Below are 25,345 nucleotides of genomic sequence, written 5' to 3' on the forward strand. Positions count from 1 at the left end.
CTCCTCAGGACGTCGGGCGGTCCTCCAGGTCGGCCGCGGGCGCACCCAGCAGCTCGAGCTCGCTCACCGGTGTCCGGTCGGCCCCGGCGTGGCCGGACACGGCGAGGATCTCCACGTGCACCGTCCCGGTCCGGGTGGCCGGCACGGCGAGGCGCTGCAGGCCGCGGTCGCGCTCGAGGTCGTGCTCCACGCGGCGGCCGTCGTCGAAGGACCACCGCACCCGGGTGACCACGCGGTTGCGCTCGTACCAGTCGACGCGCGCGCCGTCGGCGTCCACGTCGGTCTTGGCGTAGCCGTTGACGAGGCCGACCGAGGTCACCACGACGTCCTCGTCGAACGTCACGGTGAGGGTCTCGCCGGTGCCGTCACCGGCGACGCGCCACGCGGTGGTCGCGTCGCCGTCGACCAGGTTCGCGGGCCGGTAGCTGACCGGGGTGCCGTCCAGGCCGACCCCGTCGGCGGCGGTGTCCGTCGCGCTCGCGCGACCCAGGGGCGAGAGGTCACGCGGCTCCGGCACCGGGGGCGCCGACGGGTCCGCGGACGGTGTGCTGCCCACGCCGTCGACGGAGCCGCTCCCACCGGCGCCGCCCGCGGTCGGGGTCACCGGCGCGGGGCCGGTCCCCGGGTCGCGCTGGTCGCGCTCGAGCAGGAACGCGCCGGCGACGACCGTCCCGACGAGCAGCAGGAGCAGCGCGACCGCCAGGGTCGGGAGCAGCGCGCCGCGGCGGCGGCGCTGCCGGGCGGGCGCGGGCTCCGCCGCCGGCCCGGGACCCGCCGCGGCGGGACCCACGGGGACGGGAGTCGCGGCGGGCGCCACCTCGTCGGCGTACAGGGGGAAGCGGGGGCCGGAGCCGGCGTGGGCGGCGGGCTCCCAGGGCACGGGCGGTGGGTCGACGGCCCGCGGGGGCGCCGGGCTCGACGGGGTGCGCCGGTCGGCGTCCGGCGCCGCGGGGAGGGGGTGGCCGCAGGCGGCGCAGAACCGGCCGTCGCGCTGCGCGGAGCCGCAGCCCCCGCAGGTCACGCCCGCGCTCACCGGGTGGCTCCCGCCCGGTCGGCCACAGCGGCGGCGGGCGCGGCGGCCGCGTCCCGCAGGCGCTTCAGCAGGGGGATGTCGGGGTCGTCGGCGTCGCGCGAGCCGGGCGTCTCCAGCACGAACGGCACGCCCGCCGTCGCGGGGTGCGCGAACAGCTCGGTGAAGGCGTCCTCACCGATGTGCCCCTGGCCGATCTTCTCGTGGCGGTCGCGGAAGGAGCCGCGGACGTCGAGGGAGTCGTTGGCGTGCACGAGCCGCAGGCGGCCCTCCCCGGCCAGCTCGACCAGGAGGTCGAGGGTCGCCGTGGCGCCGCCCGGCTCGTCCAGCGGCGCACCGGCGGCGAACACGTGGCAGGTGTCGAGGCAGACGCCGACCCCGGGGTGCCGGTCGAGCGCGTCGAGGTACGCCGGGAGGTCGTCGACGCCGGCGCACAGCGAGCGGCCCTGGCCGGCGGTGGGCTCGAGGAGGAGGGCGGGTGCGTCGTCGCCGAGGCGGTCGAGCACGGGGAGCAGGCCCTCGCGGACCTGGCGGAGTGCCGCGGCGTGCCGCTCGGGCGCCCGGTCCGGGTCGGCCTCGACGAACGACCCGGTGTGCACGACGACGCCCTCGGCGCCGATCCGTGCCGCGCGGGCGAGGTTGTGCTCCACGACGGCGACCGAGCGCTCGTAGGTGGCGGCGGTGGGCGAGCCCAGGTTCACCAGGTACGGCGTGTGCACGAACGACCGCACGCCGGCGTCCCGGCAGCCCTGCGCGAATGCCTCGTCGATGCGGGGATCACCGGCCGACAGCGCCCAGCCGCGGGGGTTGCCGACGAAGACCTGGAGCGCCTCGCAGCCCCGCTCGAGGGCCGACGCGAGGGCTCCGTCGCGGAGGTTCCGGCCCACGGGGAGGTGGGTGCCGACGGGGTTGCGCACGAGGGTCCACTCTAGGTGCCGGCTACAGCACGGTGAGCACCACCGTCGTGCCGCGGCGCACCTGGGTGCCCGAGCCCGGGTCCGACCAGGCGACGAAGCCGAGCTGGGGCAGGCTGCCGCCGAGCGCGCGCTCCTCCACGACGAGGCCGAGGGCCTCGAGCTGCGCGCGGGCGTCCTGGACCCGCATCCGCACGAGGCCGTCGGGGATCGTGACGAGCTCGGGCCCCTTCGACACCACGAGGTTCACGGTGTCGCCGCGGAAGAGGGTGCCGCCCGCGGGGTCCTGGCGGATCACGAGCCCGGCGGGGACGGAGTCGGAGAACTCCTCGCTGCGGGAGACCTGCAGCTCGTCGCCCTCCAGGGCGGGGTCGCCCGTCGTGAGCGCGCCCTGTGCCTCGTCGGCGGAGCGGCCCGTGAAGTCCTCGACCTCGATGGGGCGCCGGCCCGCGCTGAGCACGACGGTGACGTCGGTCCCGGGGCGCACGACGGTGCCCGCAGCCGGGTCGGTGGACACGACGCTGCCCTCGGGCACGGTCTCGGAGTACGCCGGCTCGCCCTCGACGAGGTCGAGCGTCAGGTCGCCGAGCGCGGCCCGGGCCTCGTCGGCGGTGCGGCCCTCGAGACCCGGCACGGTGTAGCGCTCCGGGCCGAGCGAGAGCACGAGGGTGATGGTGGACCCGCGCGCCGCGTCGGCCCCGCCCTCGGGGTCGGTGCCGAGCACGCGACCGGCCGCGACCGTCTCGGAGTACGCCGGCTCGCCGACCTCCACCTCGAACCCGGCGGCCTCCGCCTCCGCGGTCGCCGCCGCCTCGTCCATGTCGAGGAGGTACGGCGTGGGCACGGAGCGCCACTGCGCCCAGGCGAACGCCAGCGTGGCGAGGAGCGCGACCACCACGAGCAGCGCCAGCAGGAGCGGGGCGCGGCGACGTCGCCGCGGGGCGTCGGCGGCGCCGTCGTCGTGCCCGCCGCCGTACCCGCCGTCGTACCGGCCGTCGTACCGGCCGTCGTACCCCTCGTCGTCGCCCCCCTCGAGGTCGTCGTCGAGGTCGTCCAGCCCGTCGCCCAGGTCGGCGAGGTCGTCGTCCGGGTCGTCCGCGGCGGGCCGGTCGTCGGGGTACGGCGGCGTCGAGCGGCGGCCCGGCAGGAGGCCGCGCCGCGCGGCCGGCTGCACCGGCAGGCGGCTGGTCAGCTCGGCGGCCGGGGCGGCGGCGCCCGCACCCCCGGAGGCCTGGGCGAGCACGGGGTAGAGCTCGGCCTCGACGAACCCGTCGCCCTCGAGCCGCTCCAGCTCCTCGGTGTCGAGGCGGTCCTCGCCCCGGTCGGCCTCGGTGCGGCGGGGGAGGAGGTCGGCGACGAGGTCGTCGTCGTGCCGCACGCCCTCGGCGAGCGCCTGGGCGACGCGGCGCACGTGGTGGGCCAGGACGGTCGCGTCGGCGGGGCGGTGGCTGCGGTCGCGGGCCGTGGCACGGGCGACGAGCGCGTCGACGTACGCCGGCAGCCCCGGCTGCAGCCGCGACGGCGGGGGGACGTCGGCGTGCACGTGCTTGTAGGCCACCTGGATCGGGGTCTCGCCCTGGTGGGGCTTCTCCCCGGTCAGCAGCTCGTAGAGAACGACGCCGAGGGCGTAGACGTCGGCGCGCTCGTCGCTGCGGCCGTCGACCACGAGCTCGGGGGCCAGGTAGGAGACGGTGCCGATGAGCACGCCGCCCGTGGTGGTGTGGTGGGTCTCGGCGTCCACCGCGCGGGCCAGCCCGAAGTCGGCGACCTTCACGCGGCCGTCCTCGGCGATGAGCACGTTCTCGGGCTTCACGTCGCGGTGGACGATGCCGGCCCGGTGCGCCGCACCGACGGCGGCCACGACGGGCTCGAGGATCGCGAGCGCGCGGGCGGCGCCCAGCGGGGCCTGCTCGCGCACGACGTCGCGCAGCGTGCGGCCCGGCACGAGCTCCATGACGAGGAAGACGATCCCGTCGTCGGTGCCCTGGTCGTGGACGGCGACGACGTTGGGGTGCGACAGCCGCGCCGCGGCGCGGGCCTCGCGCACGAAGCGCTCGGCGAAGCTGTCGTTGCCGGTGATCGGGTCGCCGAGGCCGGGGTGCATGACCTTGACGGCGACGACGCGGTCGAGGCGGACGTCGAGGGCCTCGTGCACGCTCGCCATGCCGCCGCGGGCGACGAGGCGGCCGACGCGGTAGCGCCCGTCGAGCAGACGTCCGACCAGTCCGCCGCCGGCGGGCGTGGGGTGGGCGTCGGGCAGCACGTGGGTCGTCCTCCGGGTCGGGGGCCTCGTGCCACGACGGGGCCGGCTCCCGCCAGGATACGGACCGCGGGCCCCGCGGCACCGGTCCCGGGCCCGGCCCGGCGTGTTCCGCACCGGTGGTGGGATCATGGCGCCCATGGACAGCAGTGCGCAGGCAGGGGCCACGCCCGGCGAGCCGACGGGCCAGGCGGATCTCGGCGCCCTCGTGGAGGAGTGGGTCGACTGGGCCGAGGCGGCCCGCCGCCTCGGGGTGACCGTGTCCCGCGTGCGCACGCTCATCCGCGACAACCAGCTGGCGGCCGCCGTGCCGTCGCCGGGCGCGGGCCAGCAGGTACCGGCCGCCTTCATCCAGGACGGGCTGCTGCTGAAGGGCCTGCCCGGCCTCGTGGTGATGCTGAGCGACCACGGCTACGACCACCGCGAGATCATCGAGTGGCTCTACACCGACCTCGACCTGCCGGGTCGCCCGATCGACGCCCTCGTCGAGAACCGCGGGTCGGAGGTCAAGCGCCGCGCGCAGGCGATGCACTGACCCGGCGCGTCCCCCGAGCCCGCGCCTGCCTCAGGAGGTACGGCGGGTCGCGGCCGCCGCGAGCTGCTCCAGCGCCGTCGTGACCTCGGGGTCGAGGTCGGCGGCGGCGAGCCCCGCGAGCGCCTGGCCCGTCAGGGCGTCGATGCGCTCCTCGACCTGCGCGCGGGCGCCGGAGCCGTCGACGAGGTCGCGCAGCCGGTCGACGTCGGCGGGCGAGAGGGCCGTACCCAGGGAGCGGTCGAGCCGCGCGGCGTCGTCGGCGTCGAGCGCCTCCAGGGCGAGGGCGACGAGCACCGTGCGCTTGCCCTCGACGAGGTCGTCGCCGGCCGGCTTGCCGGTCGTCGCGGGCTCGCCGAACACGCCGAGCTGGTCGTCGCGCAGCTGGAAGGCCTCGCCGAGCGGCAGGCCGAACCCGCTGAGGGCCGCGAGCTGCTCGGGCGTCCCCCCGGCGAGCGCGGCGCCGACGTGGAGCGGGCGCTCGATGGAGTACTTCGCCGATTTGTAGCGCAGCACCGTCATCGCCAGGTCGGCGTCCGCCGTGGCGCGGGCCTGCACGGACACGTCGAGGAACTGGCCCCCGATGACCTCGGTGCGGCACACGTCGAGCACCTCGAGCGCGGGTCCGACGTCGGCGAGGCCGAGGCCGCAGCGGCGCAGGAGCTCGTCGGACCAGCTGAGCAGCAGGTCGCCGAGGAGGATGGCGGCCGCGGCGCCGTACTGCTCGGGGTCGCCGTCCCAGCCCGCGGCGCGGTGCTCGCCCTCGAACGCCTTGTGCGTGGCGGGCCGGCCGCGGCGGGTGTCGGAGGCGTCCATGAGGTCGTCGTGCACCAGCGCACTCGCGTGCAGCAGCTCGAGCGAGGCGCAGGCGCGCACGAGCGCGTCCTGCTGCTCGGGCGTCGGGCGGGGGTGCACGGCGTGGTAGCCCCACCAGCAGAAGCGGGCGCGCAGGCGCTTGCCGCCCGCGACGGTCGTGCGGGCAGCGGCGACGAGGCGGGCCGCGTCGTCGCCGAGGGGGGCCAGCTGCGCGGCCTGGCCGTCGAGGAAGGCGGTGAGGGCCTCCTCCACGCGGGTGGCGAGGGTGTCGCCGCCGGTCGTGCCGGGGCTGCTCGTGCCCGTGCCGCTGGTGCCCGCGTGTTCGTCTGATCCCACGCCCGCGAGCCTAGTCAGGGGGCACAGGCCCGCCCGCGGCCGGGCCGCGGCCGGGGCGCGACGTCACTGCTGGCGCTCCACGTGCCCGTCGACGACGTGCCAGTGCTGGGCCAGGTCGACGGCGGAGAGCAGGCGGCGGTCGTGGGAGACGAGCAGCAGGGCGCCGTCGTACGACGCGAGGGCCCGCTCGAGCTGCTCGATCGCGGGCAGGTCCAGGTGGTTGGTGGGCTCGTCGAGCACGAGCAGGTTGACGCCACGGGCCTGCAGCAGCGCCATCGCCGCCCGCGTGCGCTCCCCGGGCGAGAGCCGGCCGACGAGCGAGGCCACCTGGTCGGCCTTGAGCCCGAACTTCGCGAGCAGGGTGCGGACGTCGGCGGAGGTCCAGGCGGGCAGGGCGAGCTCCATCGCCGTGCCGAGCGGTCGGTCCTCGGCGAGCCCGGTGCGGCCCTGGTCGATCTCGCCCACGGCGACGGAGACACCCTGCGAGGCGCGGCCCGCGTCGGGAGCCAGCCGGCCGAGCAGCAGCGCGAGGAGCGTGGACTTGCCGGCGCCGTTGGGGCCGGTGATGCCGATGCGGTCCCCGGCCTCGACCTGGAGCGAGACGGGCCCGAGGGTGAAGTCGCCGCGCCGCACGACGGCGTCGTCGAGGGTGGCGACGACCGTCGAGGAGCGGGGGGCGGCGGCGATCTCGAACCGCAGCTCCCACTCCTTGCGCGGTTCCTCCACCTCGGCCAGTCGCGCGATCCGCGACTCCATCTGCCGGACCTTCTGCGCCTGCTTCTCCGACGACTCGGTCTGCGCGCGGCGCCGCACCTTGTCGTTGTCGGGGCTCTTCCGCATCGCGTTGCGCACGCCCTGCGAGCTCCACTCGCGCACCTGGCGGGACCGGGCGACGAGGTCGTCGCGCTTGTCGGCGTACTCCTCGTAGGCCTCCCGCGCGTGGCGGCGTGCGACGGCCCGGGCGTCGAGGTAGGCCTCGTAGCCGCCGTCGTACACGGCCACCTGCCGCTGGGCGAGGTCGAGCTCGACGACCCGCGTGACGCAGCGGGCGAGGAACTCCCGGTCGTGGGAGACGAGCACGACCCCGCTGCGCAGCCCGCGGACGAAGGTCTCGAGCCGCTCCAGCCCGTCGAGGTCGAGGTCGTTGGTCGGCTCGTCGAGCAGCAGGAGGTCGAAGCGGCTCAGCAGCAGCGCCGCGAGCGCCGCCCGGGCCGCCTGGCCGCCGGACAGCGACGTCATCAGGGCGTCGGCGCCGACGTCGAGGCCCAGGTCGGCGAGCACCGCCGGCAGCCGGTCCTCGAGGTCGGCGGCCCCGCTGGCCATCCAGCGGTCGAACGCCGCCGCGTAGACGTCGTCGGCGCCCGGCACGTCGGACCCCAGGTCGGCGGCCGCGGCCTCCATGGCGGCGGTGGCGGCGGTCGCGCCCGTACGACGTCCCACGTACGCCGCGACCGTCTCGCCCGGGACCCGGTCGTGCTCCTGCGGGAGCCAGCCGACGAACGCGTCGGCGGGCGCGAGGTGCACGTGGCCGTCGACCGGCTCGTCCACGCCGGCGAGGAGCCGCAGCAGGGTCGACTTGCCGGCCCCGTTCGCTCCGACGACGCCGACGACGTCGCCGGGCGCCACGGTGAGGTCGAGGGAGTCGAAGAGCACGCGATGGCCGTGGCCGCCGGCCAGCTCCTTCGCGACGAGGGTCGCCGTCACGCTGCGCAGCCTAGGGCGTGCCGGGCCGCTCCGGCGCGCGACCGGGTGGGGGTTGACCAGGGTGCGGTTGCTCCCGGCCCGGTGGCCGGCGTGCACCTAGGATCGCGCCATGACCGCCGAGCAGCCGTCCGTGCCGCCCGCCCCGCGCGAGGAGCGTCCGACCATCGGTGAGCTGGTGCGGCGCGGCGACCGCTCGTTCTCCTTCGAGTTCTTCCCGCCGAAGGACGCCGCGGGCGAGGAGACCCTGTGGGCCGCGCTCACCGAGCTGCAGCCCTACCAGCCGACGTTCGTGTCCGTGACGTACGGCGCCGGCGGCACCACCCGCGACCGCACCATCGAGATGACCGGGCGCATCGCCCGGGAGACCTCCCTGCGCGTGATGGGCCACCTCACGTGCGTCGGCCACACCCGCGAGGAGCTCGTCGACGTGCTGCGGGCCTACGCGGCCGCGGGGGTGCACGACGTGCTGGCGCTGCGCGGGGACCCGGCCGAGGGGCCGACGGCGCCGTGGACGTCGACGCCCGGCGGGTTCGAGCACGCCGTCGAGCTGGTCGAGCTCGCCCGGTCGCTCGCCGACGAGCTGGGCGGCCTCGGCGTGGGCGTCGCCGCGTTCCCCGAGAAGCACCCGGGCTCGCTCGCGGTCGACGACGACGCGCGGGTGCTCGCCGCGAAGGCCGCCGCCGGGGCGGACTTCGCCGTCACCCAGCTGTTCTTCCGGGCCTCGGACTACTTCGCGCTCGTGGAGCGCTCGAGCGCCGCGGGCGCCGACATCCCGATCCTGCCGGGGATCATGCCGATCACGAACCTCACCTCGGTGAAGCGGATGGCCGAGCTGTCGGGGGCCGAGGTGCCGCCGGAGGTGCTGCGCCGCTTCGAGGGTGCCGCGGACGCGGCCGAGGTGCGCCGCATCGGCGTCGACGTGGCGACGGAGATGTGCGACGAGCTGCTCGCGGGCGGGGCGCCCGGCCTGCACTTCTACACGCTCAACCGCTCGCGGGCGACGCGCGAGATCTTCGCGGCGCTGCGCATCACGGCCTGAGGCCGGCGCGGTGCCGGCGGCTCTGGCCGCTCTGGCCGCTCAGGCCGGGCCGACGGCCTGGGCGACCAGCGCGGCCGACAGTCCGACGAACGGCAGCCCGGCGCCGGGCGTCGCGTGGGCGCCGGCGGCGTAAACACCGGCCACCGGCGTGTGCGGACCGAGCCGGGCCAGCACGGTGCCGCGGCCCTGCCACTGCACGCCCCAGGGGGACCCGCCCCACCGGGTCACCTGGTCGCGGGGGCTGACGTCGACCCGTCGCACGACCCGCTTGCGCAGGTCGAGCCCCTCCCGTGCCAGCGCCTCGACGACGTCGTCGTGGATGCGCCCGCGACCGCGCACCGTCCACGCCCGCGCGCCGTCCGGCGCCCGGCCGCCCGGCACGACGCCGAGCGTGGCGTCCTTCCCGTGCAGCACGGTCTCGGCCACCAGCTCGGGCAGGCCGTCGGCCTCGAGCCCGAGGTGGGCGGTCGGCGCGGGCAGGGTCGGCACGGTCCGGGCGACGTGGCGCGCGAGGGCCGGCAGCCGTCGCGGGTCGATCGCGCACACGACGACGTCGGCGGCGACCTCACCGCCGGCCGTGGCGACGGCCACGGCCCGCCCGCCGCGCACCACGACGTCGTGCACGGGGGTGGCGAGCTCGACGGCGACCCGGCGGGTGGCCAGCCGCCGGACCAGCGCGTCGGCGAGGGCCGCCGTACCGCCCGCCGCGGCCGGCACCGACCACACCCCGAACCGCTGCTCGAGGTACGCCGTGAGCCCCACCCACGCGGGCACCTGGCGCGGGTCGTGGCCCTCCGCCACGGCGGGGTACGCCGCCGCGACCCGCAGGCGCCGGTCGGGCAGCACGCGGCGCAGGCGTCGGTGGAGCGTCTCGCGGGGCAGCAGCAGGCCGGTCGTGGCGCGGTCGGCGAGGGCGGGGTCCCAGGGCCGCTCGAGGTACTCCCGGCGCAGGACCTCCCACGTGGCGGCGTACGCCGCCACGTGCGCCAGCCAGGCCTCGCCGAGGCCGGGGGAGAACGCGTCGACGGCGGTCAGCTGCGCCTCCCGCGAGCTGCTCGGCAGGACCAGGCGGGACCCGTCGGCGAAGCGGTGCTCGCGCACCAGCGGGTGGTGCTCGAGCTCGAGCTCCTTGTCGAGGGGGCGGCCCGACTTGCGGAAGAGGTCACGGGCCACGGCGGGCAGCAGCGTGGTGCTCGGGCCGGCCTGCCAGGCGAACTCGTCGCGCTCGACGCGGTCGAGCGCGCCGCCGAGCCGGTCGGACGCCTCGAGCAGCACGACCTCGTGGCCCTGCTTGGCCAGCCGGGCGGCGGACGCCATCCCGCCGTACCCGCCGCCGACCACGACGACCCGGCTCACCGGCGCGGCTCGCGCGGACGGTCGGGGCGGGGGGTCGGTGCGGGCACGCGCGTCACTGTAGGTCGTGGCCCCGCCCCGACGACGTGTGGTGCGGCCCACACGTCGCGACGGGCCACCCGGGTGACGTCTGGGTAACATCGGCATGGCCCACCGGCGACCCGGCCGTGACGTGTCGTGGGGCCGCAGGGTTCGGACCAGGGGGAGCGGGGAAGTGGTGGACGGCATGACGGTCGAACGCGAGACCACCGGCGGCGCTGGCGACGGCACCACGGCGACGCAGCCCCGGGGTGACCTCCCCGTCCCGCCCACCGTGACGCTGGCCCTGCGGGCCGCGCTGGCCCAGATGGTGGTGATGGCGGTCGCCACCGCGGTGACCTACTTCCTCCAGGACGCCCTGCGCGACGCCTGGATCACCGCGCGGGCGGCGTCCACCCAGCAGACCGTCGCCGCGGTCACCGAGTCGGCCGTCGAGCCGCCGGCGTTCTTCCCCGTCGCGCTGTCGCTGTTCGTGACGTTCGTGCTGCTCGCCCTCGTGCTCGTCGCCATGCTGCGGGCCGGTGCCCGCTGGGCGCTCTACTCGATGACCGTCGTGGTCGCCGTGAGCGCGCTGGTGCAGCTCGTGGTCGGCACCGCGCCGGGCGTGCCCCTCGTGATCATGGTCCTCGCGGCCGCCTCCGTCGCGCTGCACGGCCTGACGCTGCTCCTGCTGTGGCACCCCGCTCACGCGGGCTACTTCCGCAGCGCGCACAACGGGCACTGGGCCCGCGTGGTCGACGAGGACTGAGGGGTCACCGCACCCCCCCCTCCGCACCCCCCTCGCGCCCTCGTCGGGCCGCCCCGGGCGGAACTGTCGGTGGTCGCCCCTAGCGTCGTCCTCGCCGGCGAACGACCGGCGACGGTCGACCCCCAGGAGGAACCGATGGCCACGTCCGAGCACGGACGTCCCGAGGCCCTGCGGCCCGCCACCCGCGAGGCGGTGCTGCTGCCGCCCGCCGCCCACACCTACCTGACGCGCTCGGCGTCGTCGCTGCGCGAGGCGATCGCGGAGGGCGACCCCGCGTCGCGCTACGCGCTCGCGCACGTCGCCGCGCTGCGTGCGGCCGCGGCCGTGATCGCGGCGCGGTCCCAGCCGGGGCCGCAGCGCCGCAAGGAGCGCAACGCCTGGGTGCTGCTGGTCAAGGCCGCCCCCGACCTCGCCGACTGGGCGACCTTCTTCTCCGCGGGGGCGGCGACGTACGCCGCGGCGCAGGCCGGCTCCCGGCGGGCGGTCTCGGTCGAGCAGGCCGACGAGCTCGTGCAGGAGGCCGACCGCTTCCTGGCGGTGGTCGAGCAGGCGCTCGGCCTGCTGCCGCACGCGTGGACGGACGGCGAGGGCCGCACCGTCGTCGCCTAGGCGCACCGATCCGTTGCCGGATCGTCACCTCGTCGTCCGTCGTCGCGCCCGCCGCGGCGGCCGCGTCCGCGCCTAGGCTGCCGCTCGGGCTCCGGGGTCCACCCGGAGCCGGCCTGCGCCCGTGCGGTCGCAGGTCCGTCCCCGTCGGTCCGTGGTGCGGACCGCGACGATCGGAGCCTCCTCCATGCACCGTCTTCTCGGGAAGCGTCGCCGCGCGGCGGCCTTGGTGCTCTCCCTCGGCCTCGGCACGACGCTGACGCCCTCCCTCCTCGCCGGCCCCGCGGCCGGCAGCCCGGCGCCCGTCGTCCCCGCCGCGGCCCCGGCCGCTGCGGCGCCGGCACTCGCGGCCACCGCGGCCGCGACCCCCCTGCGGGTGGCGGACGCGCGTCTGCGCCAGGACGGCTCCACCGCGACCGTCCGGGGGTACGTCGTGGGTCAGCCCACGTCGACCACCACCGTCGTGCGCTCGGGCTTCCCCAACGACTACGCCCTGGCACTCGCCGACACGGCGGCGGAGACCGACCCGGCTCGGATGCTCTACGTGCAGGTGCCGACGGCGTTCCGGGCGCAGTGGGGCCTCGCCAGCAACCCGGGCCTCCTCGGCGACGCCGTCGACGTCACCGGCTCGCTGTCGGCGTACTTCTCGGCCCCGGGGCTGCGCTCCGCCACCGCGTTCGCCCCGGCCGGCGCGTCCACCCCCGACCCGGAGCCCGACCCGGAGCCGGACCCGGAGCCGGACCCGGGCACGCAGGTGCCGGGCGGCTACTACGACGGGACGGCCGGTCTCACCGGTGCCGCCCTCGAGCGCGAGCTGCACGAGATCATCTCGACCGACGCGCGGCGCCTCAGCTACGCCCAGGTGTGGGAGGCGCTCAAGGTCACCGACCAGGACCCCCGCAACGCCGCGAACGTGGTCGCCGTCTACAGCGGCCTGTCCCTGCCGAAGAACGACAACGGTGGCGGGGCCGACCAGTGGAACCGCGAGCACGTCTGGCCCCAGTCCCACGGCGACTTCGGCACCGCGGCCGGCCCGGGAACCGACCTGCACCACCTGCGTCCCGAGGACGTCACGGTGAACTCGGCCCGCGGCAACCTCGACTTCGACGAGGGCGGTACGGCGAACCGCGAGGCCCCGGGCAACTACGCCGACGGCGACTCGTGGGAGCCGCGTGACGCGGTGAAGGGCGACGTGGCCCGGATGATCCTCTACATGTCGGTCCGCTACGAGGGCGGCGACGGCTTCGCCGACCTCGAGGCGAACGACCGGGTGGCGAACGGCTCGGCGCCGAACGTGGGCCGCCTGTCCGTGCTGCTGCGCTGGAACGCGGAGGACCCGCCGGACGCGTTCGAGCGGCGCCGCAACGACCTCATCCACAGCCAGTTCCAGGGCAACCGGAACCCGTTCGTCGACAACCCGGCCTGGGCGGACGCCATCTGGCGCTGACGCGTCTGGACGTCGGCGCCGTCCACCACCTAACCTGGCCTGGATCGAACAGGTGTTCGATCCAGGCCAGGTGTCGTCGGGTGGAGGTGGGCGGATGGCAGGCCGGTGCCGCGGCGCGACGGCGGGCCCCCGTCCCCCCGGGGCGCCTCCTCTAGGGTGGGCGCCATGGCGGCGGACTGGTCGGTGGGAGAGCGCGCGGGCGAGCGACGGGCGGCGGCGCGCACGGCGGTCGTCCAGGACGCGCTGGACCCGCTCCTGGCCGAGGGCGACCTCACCGTGGTCGACATCGGGGGAGGGACCGGCGGGTTCGCGGTCCGCATCGCCGAGCGCGGCCACCGCGTCACGGTCGTCGACCCCAGCCCCGACGCCCTCGCCTCGCTCGACCGGCGCGCGCGGGAGGCCGGGGTGGACCACCTCGTCACCGCGCAGCAGGGCGACGTCGACGACCTGGCCTCCCTCGTGCCGCCCGGATCGGTCGACCTCGTGCTCTGCCACGGGGTGCTGGAGGTCGTCGGGGACCCGGCGGACGCCCTCGAGGCCATCTCCTCGTCCCTGCGTCCCGGCGGCCACCTCAGCCTGCTCGTCGCCCAGCGCTTCGCCGCCGTCGTCGCCCGCGCCATGGCCGGGCACTTCGCCGCGGCCCGCGACCTCCTCGACTCCCGCGCCCCGCAGGGCCGGGCGGGGCGCCGCTTCACCCTCGCCGAGGTCGAGACGGCGCTGGCCGGCGCCGGCCTCCACGTCGAGACGGTCCAGGGCGTGCGGGTCTTCGCCGACCTCGTCCCCGGGTCGCTCGTCGACGCGGAGCCCGGTTCGGCCCAGGCGTTGGTCGAGCTGGAGCGCGCCGTCGCGACCCGCGAGGAGCTGCGACCCCTCGCCACGCAGCTGCACCTGCTCGCCCGCCGCTGAGCCCGCCCGCGCGCGGGGGCGCGCGTGAGGCCGGCGCCGCGGCCCGGCGACGACGACGGGTGCGGCATCCTCCACGTCGACATGGACGCCTTCTACGCGTCCGTCGTGCTCCGCGACCACCCCGAGCTGCGCCGCGCGCCCGTCGTGGTGGCCGGCGGGGGAGACCGCGGCGTCGTGCTGTGCGCGACGTACCCCGCCCGGCGCAGCGGTGTCGGCGCCGGGATGCCGACGGCCCGCGCCCGGCGCCTGTGCCCCGACCTCGTGGTCGTGCGCCCCGACTTCGCCGCCTTCGCCGAGGTCTCCACCGCCGTGTTCGCGCTCTTCGAGTCCGTGACGCCGCACGTCGAGCCCCTGTCGCAGGAGGAGGCCTTCCTCGACGTCCGGGGCGCCCGCCGTACGGCGACCCCGCTCGAGCTCGCGAGCCGGCTGCGCGAGCGGGTGCGCGACGAGCAGCGCATCACGTGCTCGGTCGGCATCGCCGCGACCCGGCCCGTGGCCAAGCTCGCGTCGCGGCGGGCGAAGCCGGACGGGGTGGCCGTGATCGCCCCCGACTGCGTGCGGGAGGTGCTCGACCCGCTCGACGTCGGTGACCTCTGGGGCGTGGGGCCCGCCACGCGGGCGCGACTGGCGCAGATCGGGCTCGAGACGGTCGGCGACGTGCGCGCCGCCTCCGTCGACCTCCTGCGCTCGCGGCTGGGCGACGCCGCGGGGCGCCACGTGCACGCCCTCGTGCGGGGGGTCGACACCGCCCGGGCCTCCCCGGGGTTCGTGCGGCGCGAGCGGCCCCGCTCCATCGGCGCCGACCGCACGCTGGGGCGCGACCTCGGCGAGCGCGACGTCGTGCTGGCCGAGGTCCTGCGGCTGACCGTCGAGGTCACGAGCCGGCTCCGGCGGGCCGGCCTGGCGGCGCGCACCGTGGGCCTGCGGCTGCGCTACCCGGACTTCACGACGGTGTCGCGCTCGCGGACCCTCGTCGAGCCCACGACGACCACCCGCGAGGTCTACGAGGCCGTCGTCGCGCTGCACGACGCCGAGCGGGGCCGGTCGCGGCACGCCCGGCCGGTGCGGCTCCTCGGCGTGCGGGTCACGGAGCTGGTGGACGCCGGGCAGGGCGAGCAGCTGCGCCTCGGCGAGCCCGAGCACGGGTGGGGGGACGCCGACCGCGCGGTCGACGAGCTGCGGGCGCGCTTCGGCCGCTCGGTGGTCGCCCCGGCGACCCTGCTGCGGGGCGGTGAACGGTCGGTGTGAGCCTGGGGTGAGGCCGGGGTGAGCCTGGGGTGGGCCTGGGGTGAGGCCGGGGTGGGGCCGGGGTGGGGCCGGGGTGGGGTCCGCACGGACGGGCGGGCACCAATTCGCCGGGTCCGGCTACCGCGCTCACCACCTGCTGCCTAGAATCGCTGGTGGCGTCCGTGTCTCGCCCCGACCGTCCTGGTCGGGAGGTCCGTCGCCGGCAGGAACGCAACGATCGTCGTCGCTTGCAGCCACGGGAGGAAACGTGCCGCTCTCAGAGGAAGAGCTGCGGATGCTGGAGCAGATGGAGCGTGCCCTGCTCGCGGAGGATCCGAAGTTCGCGTCGACCCTGCAGGGGAGCCGCATGCGCAGCACCGCGCGCAAGCGGGCGATCGCCGCGGGCGTGCTGTTCCTGGGCGGTGTCGCGCTCCTCATGACGGGCGTCGTCGCCCGGGTCGAGCCCGTCAGCATCATCGGCTTCCTCGTCATGCTCGGCTCGGCCGTGTTCGGCCTGACCGCGGCCCGCTCGCGCGCCGTCCCGGCGACCGCCGAGACCGCGGCGGACCCGACCGCCGGCCTCACGCTCATCGAGGGCGGCCGCCGCCCCCGCCGTCAGCGCGGCGGCCAGCGGGGTGGCCAGCGCCACGACGGCTCGTTCATGGAGCGCCTCGAGGAGCGCTGGCGCCGCCGTCGTGAGGGCGGCGGTTACTGACCCCACCCCACGGGCCGTCGGCCCGTGCACCCGACCGGGCCGTGCGACTCCTCGCACGGCCCGTCGTCGTTCCCGGGCGGTGTCGCGGCCCGTCGGCCTCAGCGCGCCGCGGCCCGCGCCCGCTCGTCGTCCTCGGCCCCCGCGGTGCGGGTCACCGGCTCCCGGCGCAGCACGGAGGCGGGCCACCAGGTGGCGAGCGCGCGTCGTACCCGGCCGGTGCCGGCGCAGCGGGCCGCCACCACCCGTCGCGCTGCTGCCGCGAGCCCGTCGGCCGTCCCCGACGCTGCGGACGCCGCCGACGCTGACGCCGACGCCGGTGCGTAGCGCTCGCGCTCGACGGCGGTCACGAGTCGTTCGAGGTCGCGCAGCGCGTCGTCGGGGACGATGGCGCCGGGTCGGGCGCCGGGTCGGGCGTCGGGGCGGTCGCCGGCCTCGAGGTCCCGCTCCCAGTCGGCCACCAGCGCCCGCGTCGTGGCCGCCGGGGTGAGGCCCGCCGGCCACGGCACGCCGTGGTCGAGCAGCCCGGCCCGCAGCTCCGCCCAGGCGCCCTCGGCGCCGTCCCGGGCGTACCGGTCCGCGCGCCGGCGGCGCAGGGCGCGGGGGAGCAGCGCGAGCGCGACGAGGAGCAGCGCGCCGGCGCCCCCGGCGACCACCCGCCACGGCAGGCCGCCCGGCTCGGTCGCCTCGTCGCCGTCCGCGGCGTCGGGGGCGGTCTCGGCCTCGGGCAGGTCGGGGGACGCCCCCGGACCGGTGCTGGTGGCCGGTGCCCCCGGCGCCGACGCGCTCGGCTCGCGGGTCGGTCGGGGCACGTCGGGGGTGGACCCGGGGGTGTCGGGCTCGGAGTACGCCGGCGCGGCCCCCGTGCGGGCGGCCGGGGTGGGCTCGAAGCGCACCCACCCGGCGCCGCGGAAGTAGAGCTCGGGCCACGCGTGCAGGTCGTGGGCGCTGTACTCCCACACCCCGTCGTCCACCCGGTCCGGGTGGAGGAACCCGACCGCGACGCGCGCCGGCACCCCGACCTGGCGGGCCATGAGCGCCATCGCCGCGGAGAACTGCTCGCAGTAGCCGACCCGGGTGTCGAAGAGGAACTCGTCGAGGGCGTCGCCGCCGGTGCCGGAGCGGGCGTCGAGGTCGTAGGTGAACTCGTCGCTGCGCAGGAACTCCTGCAGGGCGACCGCCCGCTCGTACGGCGTGCCCGCCCCCGCGGTCACCTCCGCCGCGAGGTCGCCCACCCGGGGGGAGACGTCGGCGGGCACGTCGAGGAACAGCTCGTCGACGTCGCCCCCGGGCGCCGCGGCGCCGGCCAGGTCGCCCGCCGCCACCTGCAGCTCGACGGCGGTGGCCCCCCAGGTGTCGCCCCGGGTCGTGAGCTCGTCCTCGGCGGCGATGAAGTCCATCGTGGCGTCGTCGTACTTCCAGCCGGCGTCGGCGTCCACGGCGCTGATGGCGGCCGGGACGGGCAGCCAGGTCGAGACGAAGTCGTCGGTGGCCGACACGCGCAGCTCGTGCTCCTCGCGCGGGATCGCGGTCGAGACGCCCTGGAGGTCGGGCACGGGGTCCTGGGCGGTCTGGTCGTCGGGCAGGTCGCGGTCGCCGGCGCTCCACTGCTCGCCGTTGAAGCGGGTGAGCGCGCTGATGCGGAGGTAGCTGGGCCGCGGCCCGTCGGTGCGCACCGTCAGCAGGGGCACGTCGTCCCCGCGCTGCAGGCCCGCCCGCAGGTCGGTGACCGGGTTGGCCACGGTGATCTCGTCGCCGGCGGGGCCGCCGAAGCGGCCGTCGGGGACCAGGCCGAGGTCGAGGGTCGGCACGAGCGGGGGCACGACGAGCGCCAGCGTCGTCGCGACCGCGCCCGCGGCGAGCGCCCCGACGGGGACGCCGGGCACACCGGGCCCACCGGGACGGGGGGTGGCCGCGCCCGGTCCGGCGGACGTGCTGGCGGGACGACCCCAGTCGCCGACGTCCTGCGCGGCCTGCGCCGCCACGAGGGCGAGGTAGGAGCCGGCGGTGGCCGCGAACAGCCACCACGGCCCGGCGGACCCGGTGACGGTCACGGGCAGGCTGATCACCGCCAGGAGCGGCAGGCCGAGGACCGGCGCCCCGCGGAAGGTCGCCGCCACCGTGTCCGCGAGCCAGAGGGCCAGGGCCGCCCCGACGAGCAGCAGCGCGGTGAGCCCGCCGTCGACGACGGGGACGGGGGCCGGGTAGATCCGGGCGTTCTCGACCGCCCGGGCGAGCTCGTCGGCCAGCACGGTGAACGAGGCGGGGACCGGCGGGCCCCCCGCCACCTGGGCCACGACCACCACCGCGGCCACCCCGGCCTGGGCGAGCGCGACGAGCACGCGGGGCGTGCCGAGGGCGCGCAGCGCCGTGCCCGTCGTCAGCAGCGCGAGGGCCAGCACCAGGACGGGGCCGACCAGGTCGGCGGGGCGGTCGGTCAGGCCGCGCCACGTCTGCAGGGCGAGCACCGTGGTGGCGGCCCCGAGGGCGCCGAGCACGAGCGAGCGCCCGGCACGCGCCAGGCCGGGGCTCACCGGGGACCTCCGGCGCTCGCGAGGTCGGGGGCCCACCGCGCGCCCAGCCGGACCCAGACCTCGGCCAGCGGATCGGCGGGTCCCGCCAGGGCGGTGCGCCACCCGTGCCGGGGCAGTCCGGGGAGCGGGGGAGCGCCGGGGACCGGTGCCGGGGCGCCGGCCGCCCAGCGGTCGACGTCGAGGCGCAGGGCGAGCGCGGAGGAGCTGGCGCGCGCGACGCGCTCCAGCACGACCTCGTCCCCGGGGCACGGGCGGCCCAGCACGGCGACGGTGACCCCGGGGTCGGCGGCCGTCACGGACGCGGGCGCGACCAGACCGGGGGCGCCGGGGGTCTCGGGGCTGCCGGCGGCCTCGAGAGCGCCGAGGCCCGCGAGCGCGTCGAGCAGGCCACCGGCGCCGGAGCCGGCCGTCGAGCGGGCCAGCACCCGTCCCTCGGCGTCGGCCAGCGCGACGGCGTACCCCCGACGGGCCAGGTGGGTGCAGACGGACGCCGCCGCCACGATCGCGTGCTCCAGCGAGGAGGCCGCGCCGTCGCCGGCGTGGGCGTGGGCGCGGTCGTCGAGCAGGACGGTGGCGTGGGCCTGCCACGGCTGCTCCTCGCGGCGCACCATGAGCTCGCCGGTCCGGGCGGTGCTGCGCCAGTGGACGCGGCGCAGGTCGTCGCCGCGGCGGTACTCGCGCACCATCACGTCCTCCGTGCTCCCCGTCGCAGCCGCCCGCGGCCGGTCGTCACCGCTGGCGCCCGACCCGCCGCCGAGCGCCACGTCGGGCAGCGGCACGGTGCGGGGGCGCACGACGAGGTCCGTCGTACGACGGAAGCGGCGCACCACCTGCACCATGCCGAAGGCGTCCTCGGCGCGGACCAGGAGCGGTCCCGTCTCGTAGCGCCCCCGCAGGTCCGAGCGCACCGCGTAGGTCACCTCGCCCCGCCAGTGCCGCCCGACGCCGCGCAGCACCAGGCGGGGGCGGGCGCCCAGGGCGTGGGGCACCCGGTCGTCGAGCAGCAGGGTGCGACCGGGCACCCGCCCGGTGGTGGTGAGCGTCAGCCGCACCACCGCCGTGGCGCCGACGGACAGGTGGGACGGCTCGACCGAGCGGGAGAGGTGGACATCGAGGCGGCCGAGGTGCACGACGGCGAGGCTGGCCAGGGGGAGGGTCAGGGCGAGCACACCGGCCCCCGCCAGCGTCTCCTGCCCCAGCACGACGGCGCACGCGACGGCCGTGACCCCGGCGGCGACGAACGCGCGGCCCCGCACGGTGAGACCCCCTAGCACGCGACGCGCCCGGGGCTCGTGCGGCACCGCCCGCGACCGGCCCACGTCAGCCCGCGCGGCCGGGCACCGGCACCCCGGCCACGAGGCGCGCGAGCACGTCCGCGGAGGAGCGACGGGCGCCGGCGGCGTCGGGACGGGCCAGCACGCGGTGCGCGAGCACCGGACCGGTCAGGCTCGCCACGTCGTCCGGGAGCACGAAGTCGCGGCCGTTGACGGCCGCCAGCGCCTTCGCGGCGCGCACGAGGTGCAGGGTCGCGCGCGGGGAGGCGCCGAGCTCGAGGTCGGGGGAGCGGCGGGTGGCCGTCGTGATGGCCACGGCGTAGCGCTGCACCGACTCCGCGACGTACACCCGCGCCACCATCGAGACGAGCTTGCGGATCTCGGCGGCGTCCGTGACCGGCTCGAGGTCGGCCAAGGGGTCGCGGCCCGCGTGGTGCTGCAGCATCGCGAGCTCGGCGGCCTCGACCGGGTAGCCCATCGACACCCGGGCCATGAAGCGGTCGCGCTGCGCCTCGGGCAGGGAGTAGGTGCCCTCCATCTCGACCGGGTTCTGCGTCGCGATCACCATGAACGGGCTCTCGAGCTGGTACGACGTGCCGTCGACCGTGACCTGCCGCTCCTCCATGCACTCGAGCAGCGCGGACTGCGTCTTCGGCGACGCCCGGTTGATCTCGTCGCCCACCACGAGGTTCGCGAACACGCCGCCCGGGCGGAACTCGAACTCGCGGGTGTCCTGGTTGAACACGGAGACGCCGGTGACGTCCGAGGGCAGCAGGTCGGGCGTGAACTGGATGCGCCGCACGGTGCAGTCGATGCTGCGCGCCAGCGCCTTGCTCAGCATCGTCTTGCCGACGCCGGGCACGTCCTCGAGCAGGAGGTGGCCCTCGGCGAGCAGCACCACGAGGGCGGAGGTGATGACCTCGCTCTTGCCCTCGACGACCTTCTCGACGTTGTGCCGCACGCGGGCCGTGACCCGCGCGAGCGTCTGGAGGTCCGCCGCGTCGCCCCGCTGGTGGTCCGGAGTGCTCGTCATCCCTGGGGGTCCCCGTTCTCGCCGCTCGCCCGCGGCCGGTCGGGCCCGCGTGGGCCCAACGGTAGGGCGTGCGCCCAACGGTCGCGGCCGGTTCGCGGCACCGCGGGCCTCCACCTCCCTCCATCTCGGCGCTCCACCTCCCTCCACCTCGGCGCTCCACCTCCCTCCACCCCGCCGCTCCACGGCCCTCCACCGGGCGCCTCCCGGGCCCTCCACCCGCCTCCCCGGGCCCGCCCGACGGCCCCCGGACGGCCTCCGGCAGACCGCCTCGTGGGGCCGGGGAGCCGCCGTACGACGCGGCGCAGCGCCCCGGGGAGCGTCCCGCGGCGCTGCCGGGGTGCTCAGGGGAGCGTGGTGGAGCAAAGTGGTTGACGGGGGAGGAAAGTGGAGTAAAGTGGAGCGCAAGGGGGCAGGTGGGTGTGGCCCGTCGAGCGGAGGTGGCCGGTGTTCTTCGGCACCTTCACGCCCAAGCTCGACGACAAGGGGCGCATCTTCCTGCCGGCCAAGTTCAGGGACGCGATGGCGGAGGGGCTCGTGGTGGCCAGAGGCCAGGAGAACTCGCTCTCGGTCTGGTCCAAGGCGGGCTTCGACCAGGAGACGGAACGGCTCCAGCGCGCATCGCTCATGGACAAGGCCACCCGCGACTACGTCCGCATGCTCTTCGCGGGCGCGTTCGACGACGTCCCCGACAAGCAGGGCCGCGTGACGATCCCGCCGATGCTGCGCGAGTACGCGTCGCTGGAGCGTGACGTGGTGGTCGTGGGTGCGATGTCCCGGCTGGAGATCTGGAACCCCGAGGCGTGGGCGACCTACACCTCGGAGCAGGTGCCGAGGTTCTCGGCCCTGGACGCGGACCTGGTGCCGGGCACGTAGCCGGCAGCCGCGGCAGGAGAGCAGCACCAGCAGCACAGCAGCACCCACAGAACAGAACAGCGACGTACGGCGAGGTCTCGGGCCCGCCTCCACGCACTCTGGGGCAACTTCCCCGGTTCCAGAGGGCTGGCGGAGGCGGGCAGGGACCTGGCCGTACGTCGTTCGGTTTCCGGGCCCGGTGGCCCGGCAGCACGCACGGAGCGGCGCGAGCCGTGGCGGGACGGCGGCGGGAGCCGCAGCACGGTCGGAGCAGGGTCGGAGCAGGGTCGGGGCAGGGTCGGGCGAGGGTCGAGGAGCAGGGTCGTGACGGACGCGGGACGCGAGGACGCCGCAGCGGCTCCCCACGCGCACGTGCCCGTGCTGGTCGACCGCGTCGTGGAGCTCCTCGCCCCGGCGCTGGCGACGGAGGGCGCGGTCCTCGTGGACTGCACGCTCGGCATGGGCGGGCACAGCGAGGCCGTGCTCGAGCGCCTCCCGGGCGCCCGCGTGCTGGGTGTGGACCGCGACCCCGAGGCGCTGGCCCGCGCCGGGCGTCGGCTGGCGTCGTACGGGGAGAGGTTCACCCCCGTGCACGCCGTGTACGACGAGATCCCCGACGTGCTCGCCGAGGCCGGGCTCGCGCCGGTGGGCGGCGCGGCCGCGGTCCTCTTCGACCTCGGCGTCTCCTCGCTGCAGCTCGACGAGGTCGACCGTGGGTTCGCGTACCGCACCGACGCGCCGCTCGACATGCGCATGGACCCGACGGTCGGGCGCACCGCCGCCGACGTCCTCAACACCTACGAGGTGCCCGAGCTGACCCGCGTGCTCCGCGACTACGGCGAGGAGAAGTTCGCCCGCCGCATCGCCGAGGCCGTCGCGCAGCGCCGGGCCACGACCCCCTTCACCACGTCGGCGCCGCTCGTGGAGCTGCTGTACGACGCGATCCCCGCCCCCGCGCGCCGCACCGGCGGCCACCCGGCGAAGCGGACCTTCCAGGCGCTGCGCATGGAGGTCAACGACGAGCTGGCGGTGCTGCGCCGTGCGGTGCCCGCCGCCCTGGACGCCATCGGCGTCGGTGGCCGCGTGGTCGTCGAGTCCTACCACTCGCTCGAGGACCGGCTGGTGAAGCGGGCGTTCGCCGCCGGCAGCCGCTCCGAGGCGCCGCCGGACATGCCGGTGGTGCCCGAGGAGGCGGAGCCCGAGCTGCGCCTGGTCACCCGTGGCGCCGAGAAGGCCCACCAGGCGGAGGTCGACGCCAACCCCCGCGCCGCCTCGGTGCGGCTGCGGGCCGTGGAGCGCGTGCGCCCCGCCGGCACGCGGGGGCGGGTGGACGGGCCCGGGAGCAGGACCAGCAGGACCAGCAGGACGAGCGGGACCAGCAGGGGACGGCACGGCGACCAGCACGGCGACCAGCACGGAGGAGGACGGCGATGAGCAGCTCGGCAGCGCAGCGGAGGCTGGCGGTCCCGCGGTTCGCGGAGGCGGCGGTCGAGCGTGCCCGCCTGCAGGTGGTGCCGCGCGTACGGCGGCGCGCCCCGCGGGTGCCCTTCGTCATCCTCGTGACGGCGGTGCTGCTCGGCGGCATCGTGGGTCTGCTCCTCTTCAACACCTCGATGCAGCAGGCGGCCTTCACGGGCGCCGCGCTCGAGGAGCGCGCCACGGTGCTCGAGGCCCGCCAGCAGACGCTGACCCAGGAGCTGCAGGACCTGCGGGACCCCCAGCGCCTCGGCGAGGAGGCCACCGCGATGGGCATGGTGCCGGCGGGCCCCCCGGCGGTCGTGGACCTCGGCAGCGGCGAGATCGTCGTCGAGGGCGAGGTCGCCTCCCGCGACGACGCGCTCGACGTGGCGCCCCCGGAGCCGGTGAAGCCGGCCGTGCTGTCGCCCGAGCCCGAGATCCGCGACGTGCCGGCGCCCGCCACCCCCGCGACCCCGGGCACGGCCGTGGCCCCGGGCGCCGCGGCGGACCAGCAGCTCCCGACCACCGACGACCCCGCCGCGACCACGACCCCCTGACGGTGGTCCGGGTCCGGGTCCGGGTGCGGGTCCGACCGCTGCGGCGACACGGCCGTGGCTTCCCGATCCGGCCCCCGCGAGCCGGTACAACAGTCGAGTGCCGTCCCCGTCCTCCCGCGGACGTCCCCCGACCCGACGAGACCACGGAGCACGTGTGAGCAGCCCAGCACGAGGACGTCGTCCGGCCCCGACCCTGCGCCGCGCGCGCCGCGGCTCGTCCCCGCTGCGCATGCGGGTGGGCATGCTCGTCATCGCCGCCGTGCTGTCGGTGTTCGCCGCCCGGCTCGTGCAGCTGCAGGCCGTGGACCCGGGCCAGTACGCCGCCATGGCCGCCGAGCGGGGCACCCGCGAGGTCGTGCTCCCCGCGGCCCGCGGCGACATCCTCGACCGCAACGGGGACCCGCTCGCGGCCTCGATCGACGGGCTCATGGTCATCGCCGACCCCTCGCAGACGGCCGACGACGCCGCCGAGATCGCCCGCCTGCTCGCCGACGGCCTCGGCGCCGACTACTTCGCGACGCTGGAGAAGCTGCGCGAGGACGACAGCCGCTACGAGTACGTCGCGCGCCGGGTGCCCGCGACGACGGCGCTGCAGGTGGTCGAGCAGGTCGCCGAGGCGGGCTTCCAGGGCGTCTACACCGAGGTCGACCCCGTCCGGGACTACCCGGCGGGGGAGGTGGCGGCGAACGTGCTCGGCTTCATGGGCACCGACGGCCCGCTGGCCGGCATGGAGCTCACCTTCGACGAGCAGCTCGCGGGCACCGACGGCTCGGCGCGCTACCGCGTCGGCGGCGGCAACCGCATCCCGCTCGGCGAGAACTCGACGACCGACCCCGTCGACGGGCAGGACCTCACGCTCACCATCGACCGCGACGTGCAGTGGTACACCCAGCAGGTGCTCCGCGACACGGTCGAGGGGGCGCGGGCCGAGTCCGGCGTCGCCGTCGTGCAGGACACCCTCACCGGCGAGATCATCGCCCTGGCCGACTACCCGACCTTCGACGCCAACAACCCGCTGCTCGCCGCCGAGTCCGACCTGGGCTCCCGTGCGCTGAGCGACGTCTACGAGCCCGGCTCGGTGCAGAAGGCGCTGACGATGGCGGCGCTGATCGACGCCGGCCTCGTCAGTCCGGAGACCCGGCTGACGGTGCCGCCGTACCTCGAGGAGGACGGGCGGCGCATCGGCGACTACTGGGAGCACGAGACGCTGCGGCTGACGCTGGCGGGGGTGCTGGCCAAGTCCTCCAACATCGGCACCGTGATCGCGGCCGACGAGATGTCGTCGACGGCCCTCGACGAGTACTTCCGCTCCTTCGGCCTCGGCTCCCGCACCGACGTCGGGGTGCGCGGCGAGACCTCCGGCATCCTGCCCGCGGGTGAGGACTGGAGCGGGCTGGAGCACGACCGCATCGTGTTCGGCCAGGCGATGAGCGTGAACGCAGTGCAGATGACGAGCGCCGTCAACGCCATCGCCAACGGCGGCGTCTACATCTCCCCGAGCCTCGTGCAGGGCACCGCGACGACCGACGACGGCCGCACCGTCGGCACCGGCGCGCGCGAGACCCACCGGGTCGTCAGCGAGGAGACCGCGGCGGCCACGGCCGAGATGATGGAGCGCGTCGTCGACCCCGAGGCCGGGGTCGCGGGGTCCGCGCAGATCCCGGGCTACCGCGTCGCCGGCAAGACCGGCACGGCGCAGCGCGCCGTCGAGGGCGGGTACGACGGCACGAGCGTCTCGTTCGCCGGGTTCGCCCCGGCCGACGACCCGCGCTTCACCGTCTACGTCGTGGTGCACGACCCCGCCTCGGGCGGCGGCGGCACCGTCGCGGCGCCCGCGTTCAACCGGATCATGTCCCACGTGCTGCGCAAGTTCGCCGTCGAGCCGACCGGCGCCCCGGCGTCGACGCTGCCGGTGGAGTGGTGACGCGGCCGGTCGGCGGGTGTCCGGACCGCGGACACTAGGCTGCT

21 protein-coding genes are annotated in these 25,345 nt (G+C 76.8%); 12 read left to right on the forward strand and 9 right to left on the reverse strand.

Features of this window, described 5'->3' with window-relative positions:
- Positions 1-4 precede the first annotated feature (4 nt).
- The 3 genes from INN71_RS05695 to INN71_RS05705 are packed head-to-tail and all read right to left on the reverse strand — an operon-like array spanning position 5 to position 4,207.
- The gene (locus INN71_RS05695) at positions 5-1,033 is read right to left on the reverse strand and encodes a discoidin domain-containing protein (RefSeq protein WP_301799831.1); all 1,029 of its coding nucleotides are present in this window, start codon (positions 1,031-1,033) and stop codon (positions 5-7) included.
- Entirely contained in the window at positions 1,030-1,947 is a 918-nt protein-coding gene (locus INN71_RS05700) for a deoxyribonuclease IV (RefSeq protein ID WP_277501318.1), read from the reverse strand. The genes INN71_RS05695 and INN71_RS05700 overlap by 4 nt, the downstream gene beginning before the upstream one ends.
- Before the next feature lie 22 nt (positions 1,948-1,969).
- Entirely contained in the window at positions 1,970-4,207 is a 2,238-nt protein-coding gene (locus INN71_RS05705) for a Stk1 family PASTA domain-containing Ser/Thr kinase (RefSeq protein WP_277501317.1), read from the reverse strand.
- 136 nt (positions 4,208-4,343) lie between these two features.
- Between INN71_RS05705 and INN71_RS05710 the strand changes: the two genes are divergently transcribed.
- The gene (locus tag INN71_RS05710; protein ID WP_277501316.1) at positions 4,344-4,739 is read left to right on the forward strand and encodes an Rv2175c family DNA-binding protein; all 396 of its coding nucleotides are present in this window, start codon (positions 4,344-4,346) and stop codon (positions 4,737-4,739) included.
- A gap of 30 nt (positions 4,740-4,769) precedes the next feature.
- Here the strand turns inward: INN71_RS05710 and INN71_RS05715 are convergent, their stop codons facing one another.
- Together INN71_RS05715 and INN71_RS05720 are read right to left on the reverse strand one after the other, a co-directional pair.
- Complete coding sequence (locus INN71_RS05715; protein ID WP_277501315.1) at positions 4,770-5,888, reverse strand: polyprenyl synthetase family protein; 1,119 nt, start codon at positions 5,886-5,888, stop codon at positions 4,770-4,772.
- Positions 5,889-5,951: 63 nt separating this feature from the next.
- Positions 5,952-7,592: an ABC-F family ATP-binding cassette domain-containing protein gene (locus INN71_RS05720; protein WP_277501314.1), complete on the reverse strand. Its 1,641-nt coding sequence runs from the start codon at positions 7,590-7,592 to the stop codon at positions 5,952-5,954.
- A 109-nt stretch (positions 7,593-7,701) separates the two neighbouring features.
- Between INN71_RS05720 and metF the strand changes: the two genes are divergently transcribed.
- Positions 7,702-8,631 carry a methylenetetrahydrofolate reductase [NAD(P)H] gene (gene metF / locus INN71_RS05725; protein ID WP_277501313.1) on the forward strand — a complete coding sequence of 310 codons (930 nt, stop codon included), beginning with the start codon at positions 7,702-7,704 and terminating at the stop codon, positions 8,629-8,631.
- Positions 8,632-8,670: 39 nt separating this feature from the next.
- Here the strand turns inward: metF and INN71_RS05730 are convergent, their stop codons facing one another.
- Positions 8,671-9,987 (reverse strand): NAD(P)/FAD-dependent oxidoreductase, encoded by a 1,317-nt coding sequence (locus tag INN71_RS05730; RefSeq protein WP_277501312.1) that lies wholly within the window; start codon positions 9,985-9,987, stop codon positions 8,671-8,673.
- 223 nt (positions 9,988-10,210) lie between these two features.
- Between INN71_RS05730 and INN71_RS05735 the strand changes: the two genes are divergently transcribed.
- The 6 genes from INN71_RS05735 to INN71_RS05760 all read left to right on the forward strand — a co-directional run bounded on the left by INN71_RS05735 (position 10,211) and on the right by INN71_RS05760 (position 15,672).
- Positions 10,211-10,771 (forward strand): hypothetical protein, encoded by a 561-nt coding sequence (locus tag INN71_RS05735; RefSeq protein ID WP_277501311.1) that lies wholly within the window; start codon positions 10,211-10,213, stop codon positions 10,769-10,771.
- A 135-nt stretch (positions 10,772-10,906) separates the two neighbouring features.
- Positions 10,907-11,380 carry an SAV_6107 family HEPN domain-containing protein gene (locus INN71_RS05740; RefSeq protein WP_277501310.1) on the forward strand — a complete coding sequence of 158 codons (474 nt, stop codon included), beginning with the start codon at positions 10,907-10,909 and terminating at the stop codon, positions 11,378-11,380.
- A 184-nt stretch (positions 11,381-11,564) separates the two neighbouring features.
- Positions 11,565-12,824 (forward strand): endonuclease, encoded by a 1,260-nt coding sequence (locus INN71_RS05745; RefSeq protein ID WP_277501309.1) that lies wholly within the window; start codon positions 11,565-11,567, stop codon positions 12,822-12,824.
- A gap of 165 nt (positions 12,825-12,989) precedes the next feature.
- Positions 12,990-13,730, forward strand: a complete 741-nt coding sequence (locus tag INN71_RS05750) for a methyltransferase domain-containing protein (RefSeq protein WP_277501308.1) — start codon at positions 12,990-12,992, stop codon at positions 13,728-13,730.
- Positions 13,731-13,754: 24 nt separating this feature from the next.
- Entirely contained in the window at positions 13,755-14,978 is a 1,224-nt protein-coding gene (gene dinB / locus INN71_RS05755; protein WP_277501307.1) for a DNA polymerase IV, read from the forward strand.
- Positions 14,979-15,225: 247 nt separating this feature from the next.
- A complete protein-coding gene (locus INN71_RS05760; RefSeq protein WP_277501306.1) occupies positions 15,226-15,672 on the forward strand; it encodes a DUF3040 domain-containing protein in 447 nt (148 codons plus the stop codon).
- Between the two features lie 98 nt (positions 15,673-15,770).
- On the opposite strand, the gene INN71_RS05765 is transcribed toward INN71_RS05760, so the two are convergent.
- The 3 genes from INN71_RS05765 to INN71_RS05775 form a co-directional block, all read right to left on the reverse strand.
- On the reverse strand, positions 15,771-18,203 hold the full coding sequence (locus INN71_RS05765; RefSeq protein WP_301799832.1) for a transglutaminaseTgpA domain-containing protein: 2,433 nt from the start codon (positions 18,201-18,203) through the stop codon (positions 15,771-15,773).
- The gene (locus INN71_RS05770; protein ID WP_277499924.1) at positions 18,200-19,459 is read right to left on the reverse strand and encodes a DUF58 domain-containing protein; all 1,260 of its coding nucleotides are present in this window, start codon (positions 19,457-19,459) and stop codon (positions 18,200-18,202) included. The genes INN71_RS05765 and INN71_RS05770 overlap by 4 nt, the downstream gene beginning before the upstream one ends.
- 64 nt (positions 19,460-19,523) lie before the next feature.
- Positions 19,524-20,510: a MoxR family ATPase gene (locus tag INN71_RS05775; protein ID WP_277499925.1), complete on the reverse strand. Its 987-nt coding sequence runs from the start codon at positions 20,508-20,510 to the stop codon at positions 19,524-19,526.
- A 417-nt stretch (positions 20,511-20,927) separates the two neighbouring features.
- Here INN71_RS05775 and mraZ point away from each other — a divergent pair, with 417 nt between their 5' ends.
- The 4 genes from mraZ (at position 20,928) to INN71_RS05795 (ending at position 25,301) form a co-directional block, all read left to right on the forward strand.
- Positions 20,928-21,383: a division/cell wall cluster transcriptional repressor MraZ gene (gene mraZ / locus INN71_RS05780; protein ID WP_346812978.1), complete on the forward strand. Its 456-nt coding sequence runs from the start codon at positions 20,928-20,930 to the stop codon at positions 21,381-21,383.
- Between the two features lie 303 nt (positions 21,384-21,686).
- On the forward strand, positions 21,687-22,796 hold the full coding sequence (rsmH, locus tag INN71_RS05785; protein ID WP_277499926.1) for a 16S rRNA (cytosine(1402)-N(4))-methyltransferase RsmH: 1,110 nt from the start codon (positions 21,687-21,689) through the stop codon (positions 22,794-22,796).
- Positions 22,793-23,377, forward strand: a complete 585-nt coding sequence (locus tag INN71_RS05790; protein ID WP_277499927.1) for a hypothetical protein — start codon at positions 22,793-22,795, stop codon at positions 23,375-23,377. The genes rsmH and INN71_RS05790 overlap by 4 nt, the downstream gene beginning before the upstream one ends.
- Positions 23,378-23,531: 154 nt before the next feature.
- Positions 23,532-25,301, forward strand: a complete 1,770-nt coding sequence (locus tag INN71_RS05795; RefSeq protein WP_277499928.1) for a penicillin-binding protein 2 — start codon at positions 23,532-23,534, stop codon at positions 25,299-25,301.
- Positions 25,302-25,345 lie beyond the last annotated feature (44 nt).

This window comes from Nocardioides sp. ChNu-153 (assembly GCF_030466625.1).
GTDB lineage: Bacteria > Actinomycetota > Actinomycetes > Propionibacteriales > Nocardioidaceae > Nocardioides.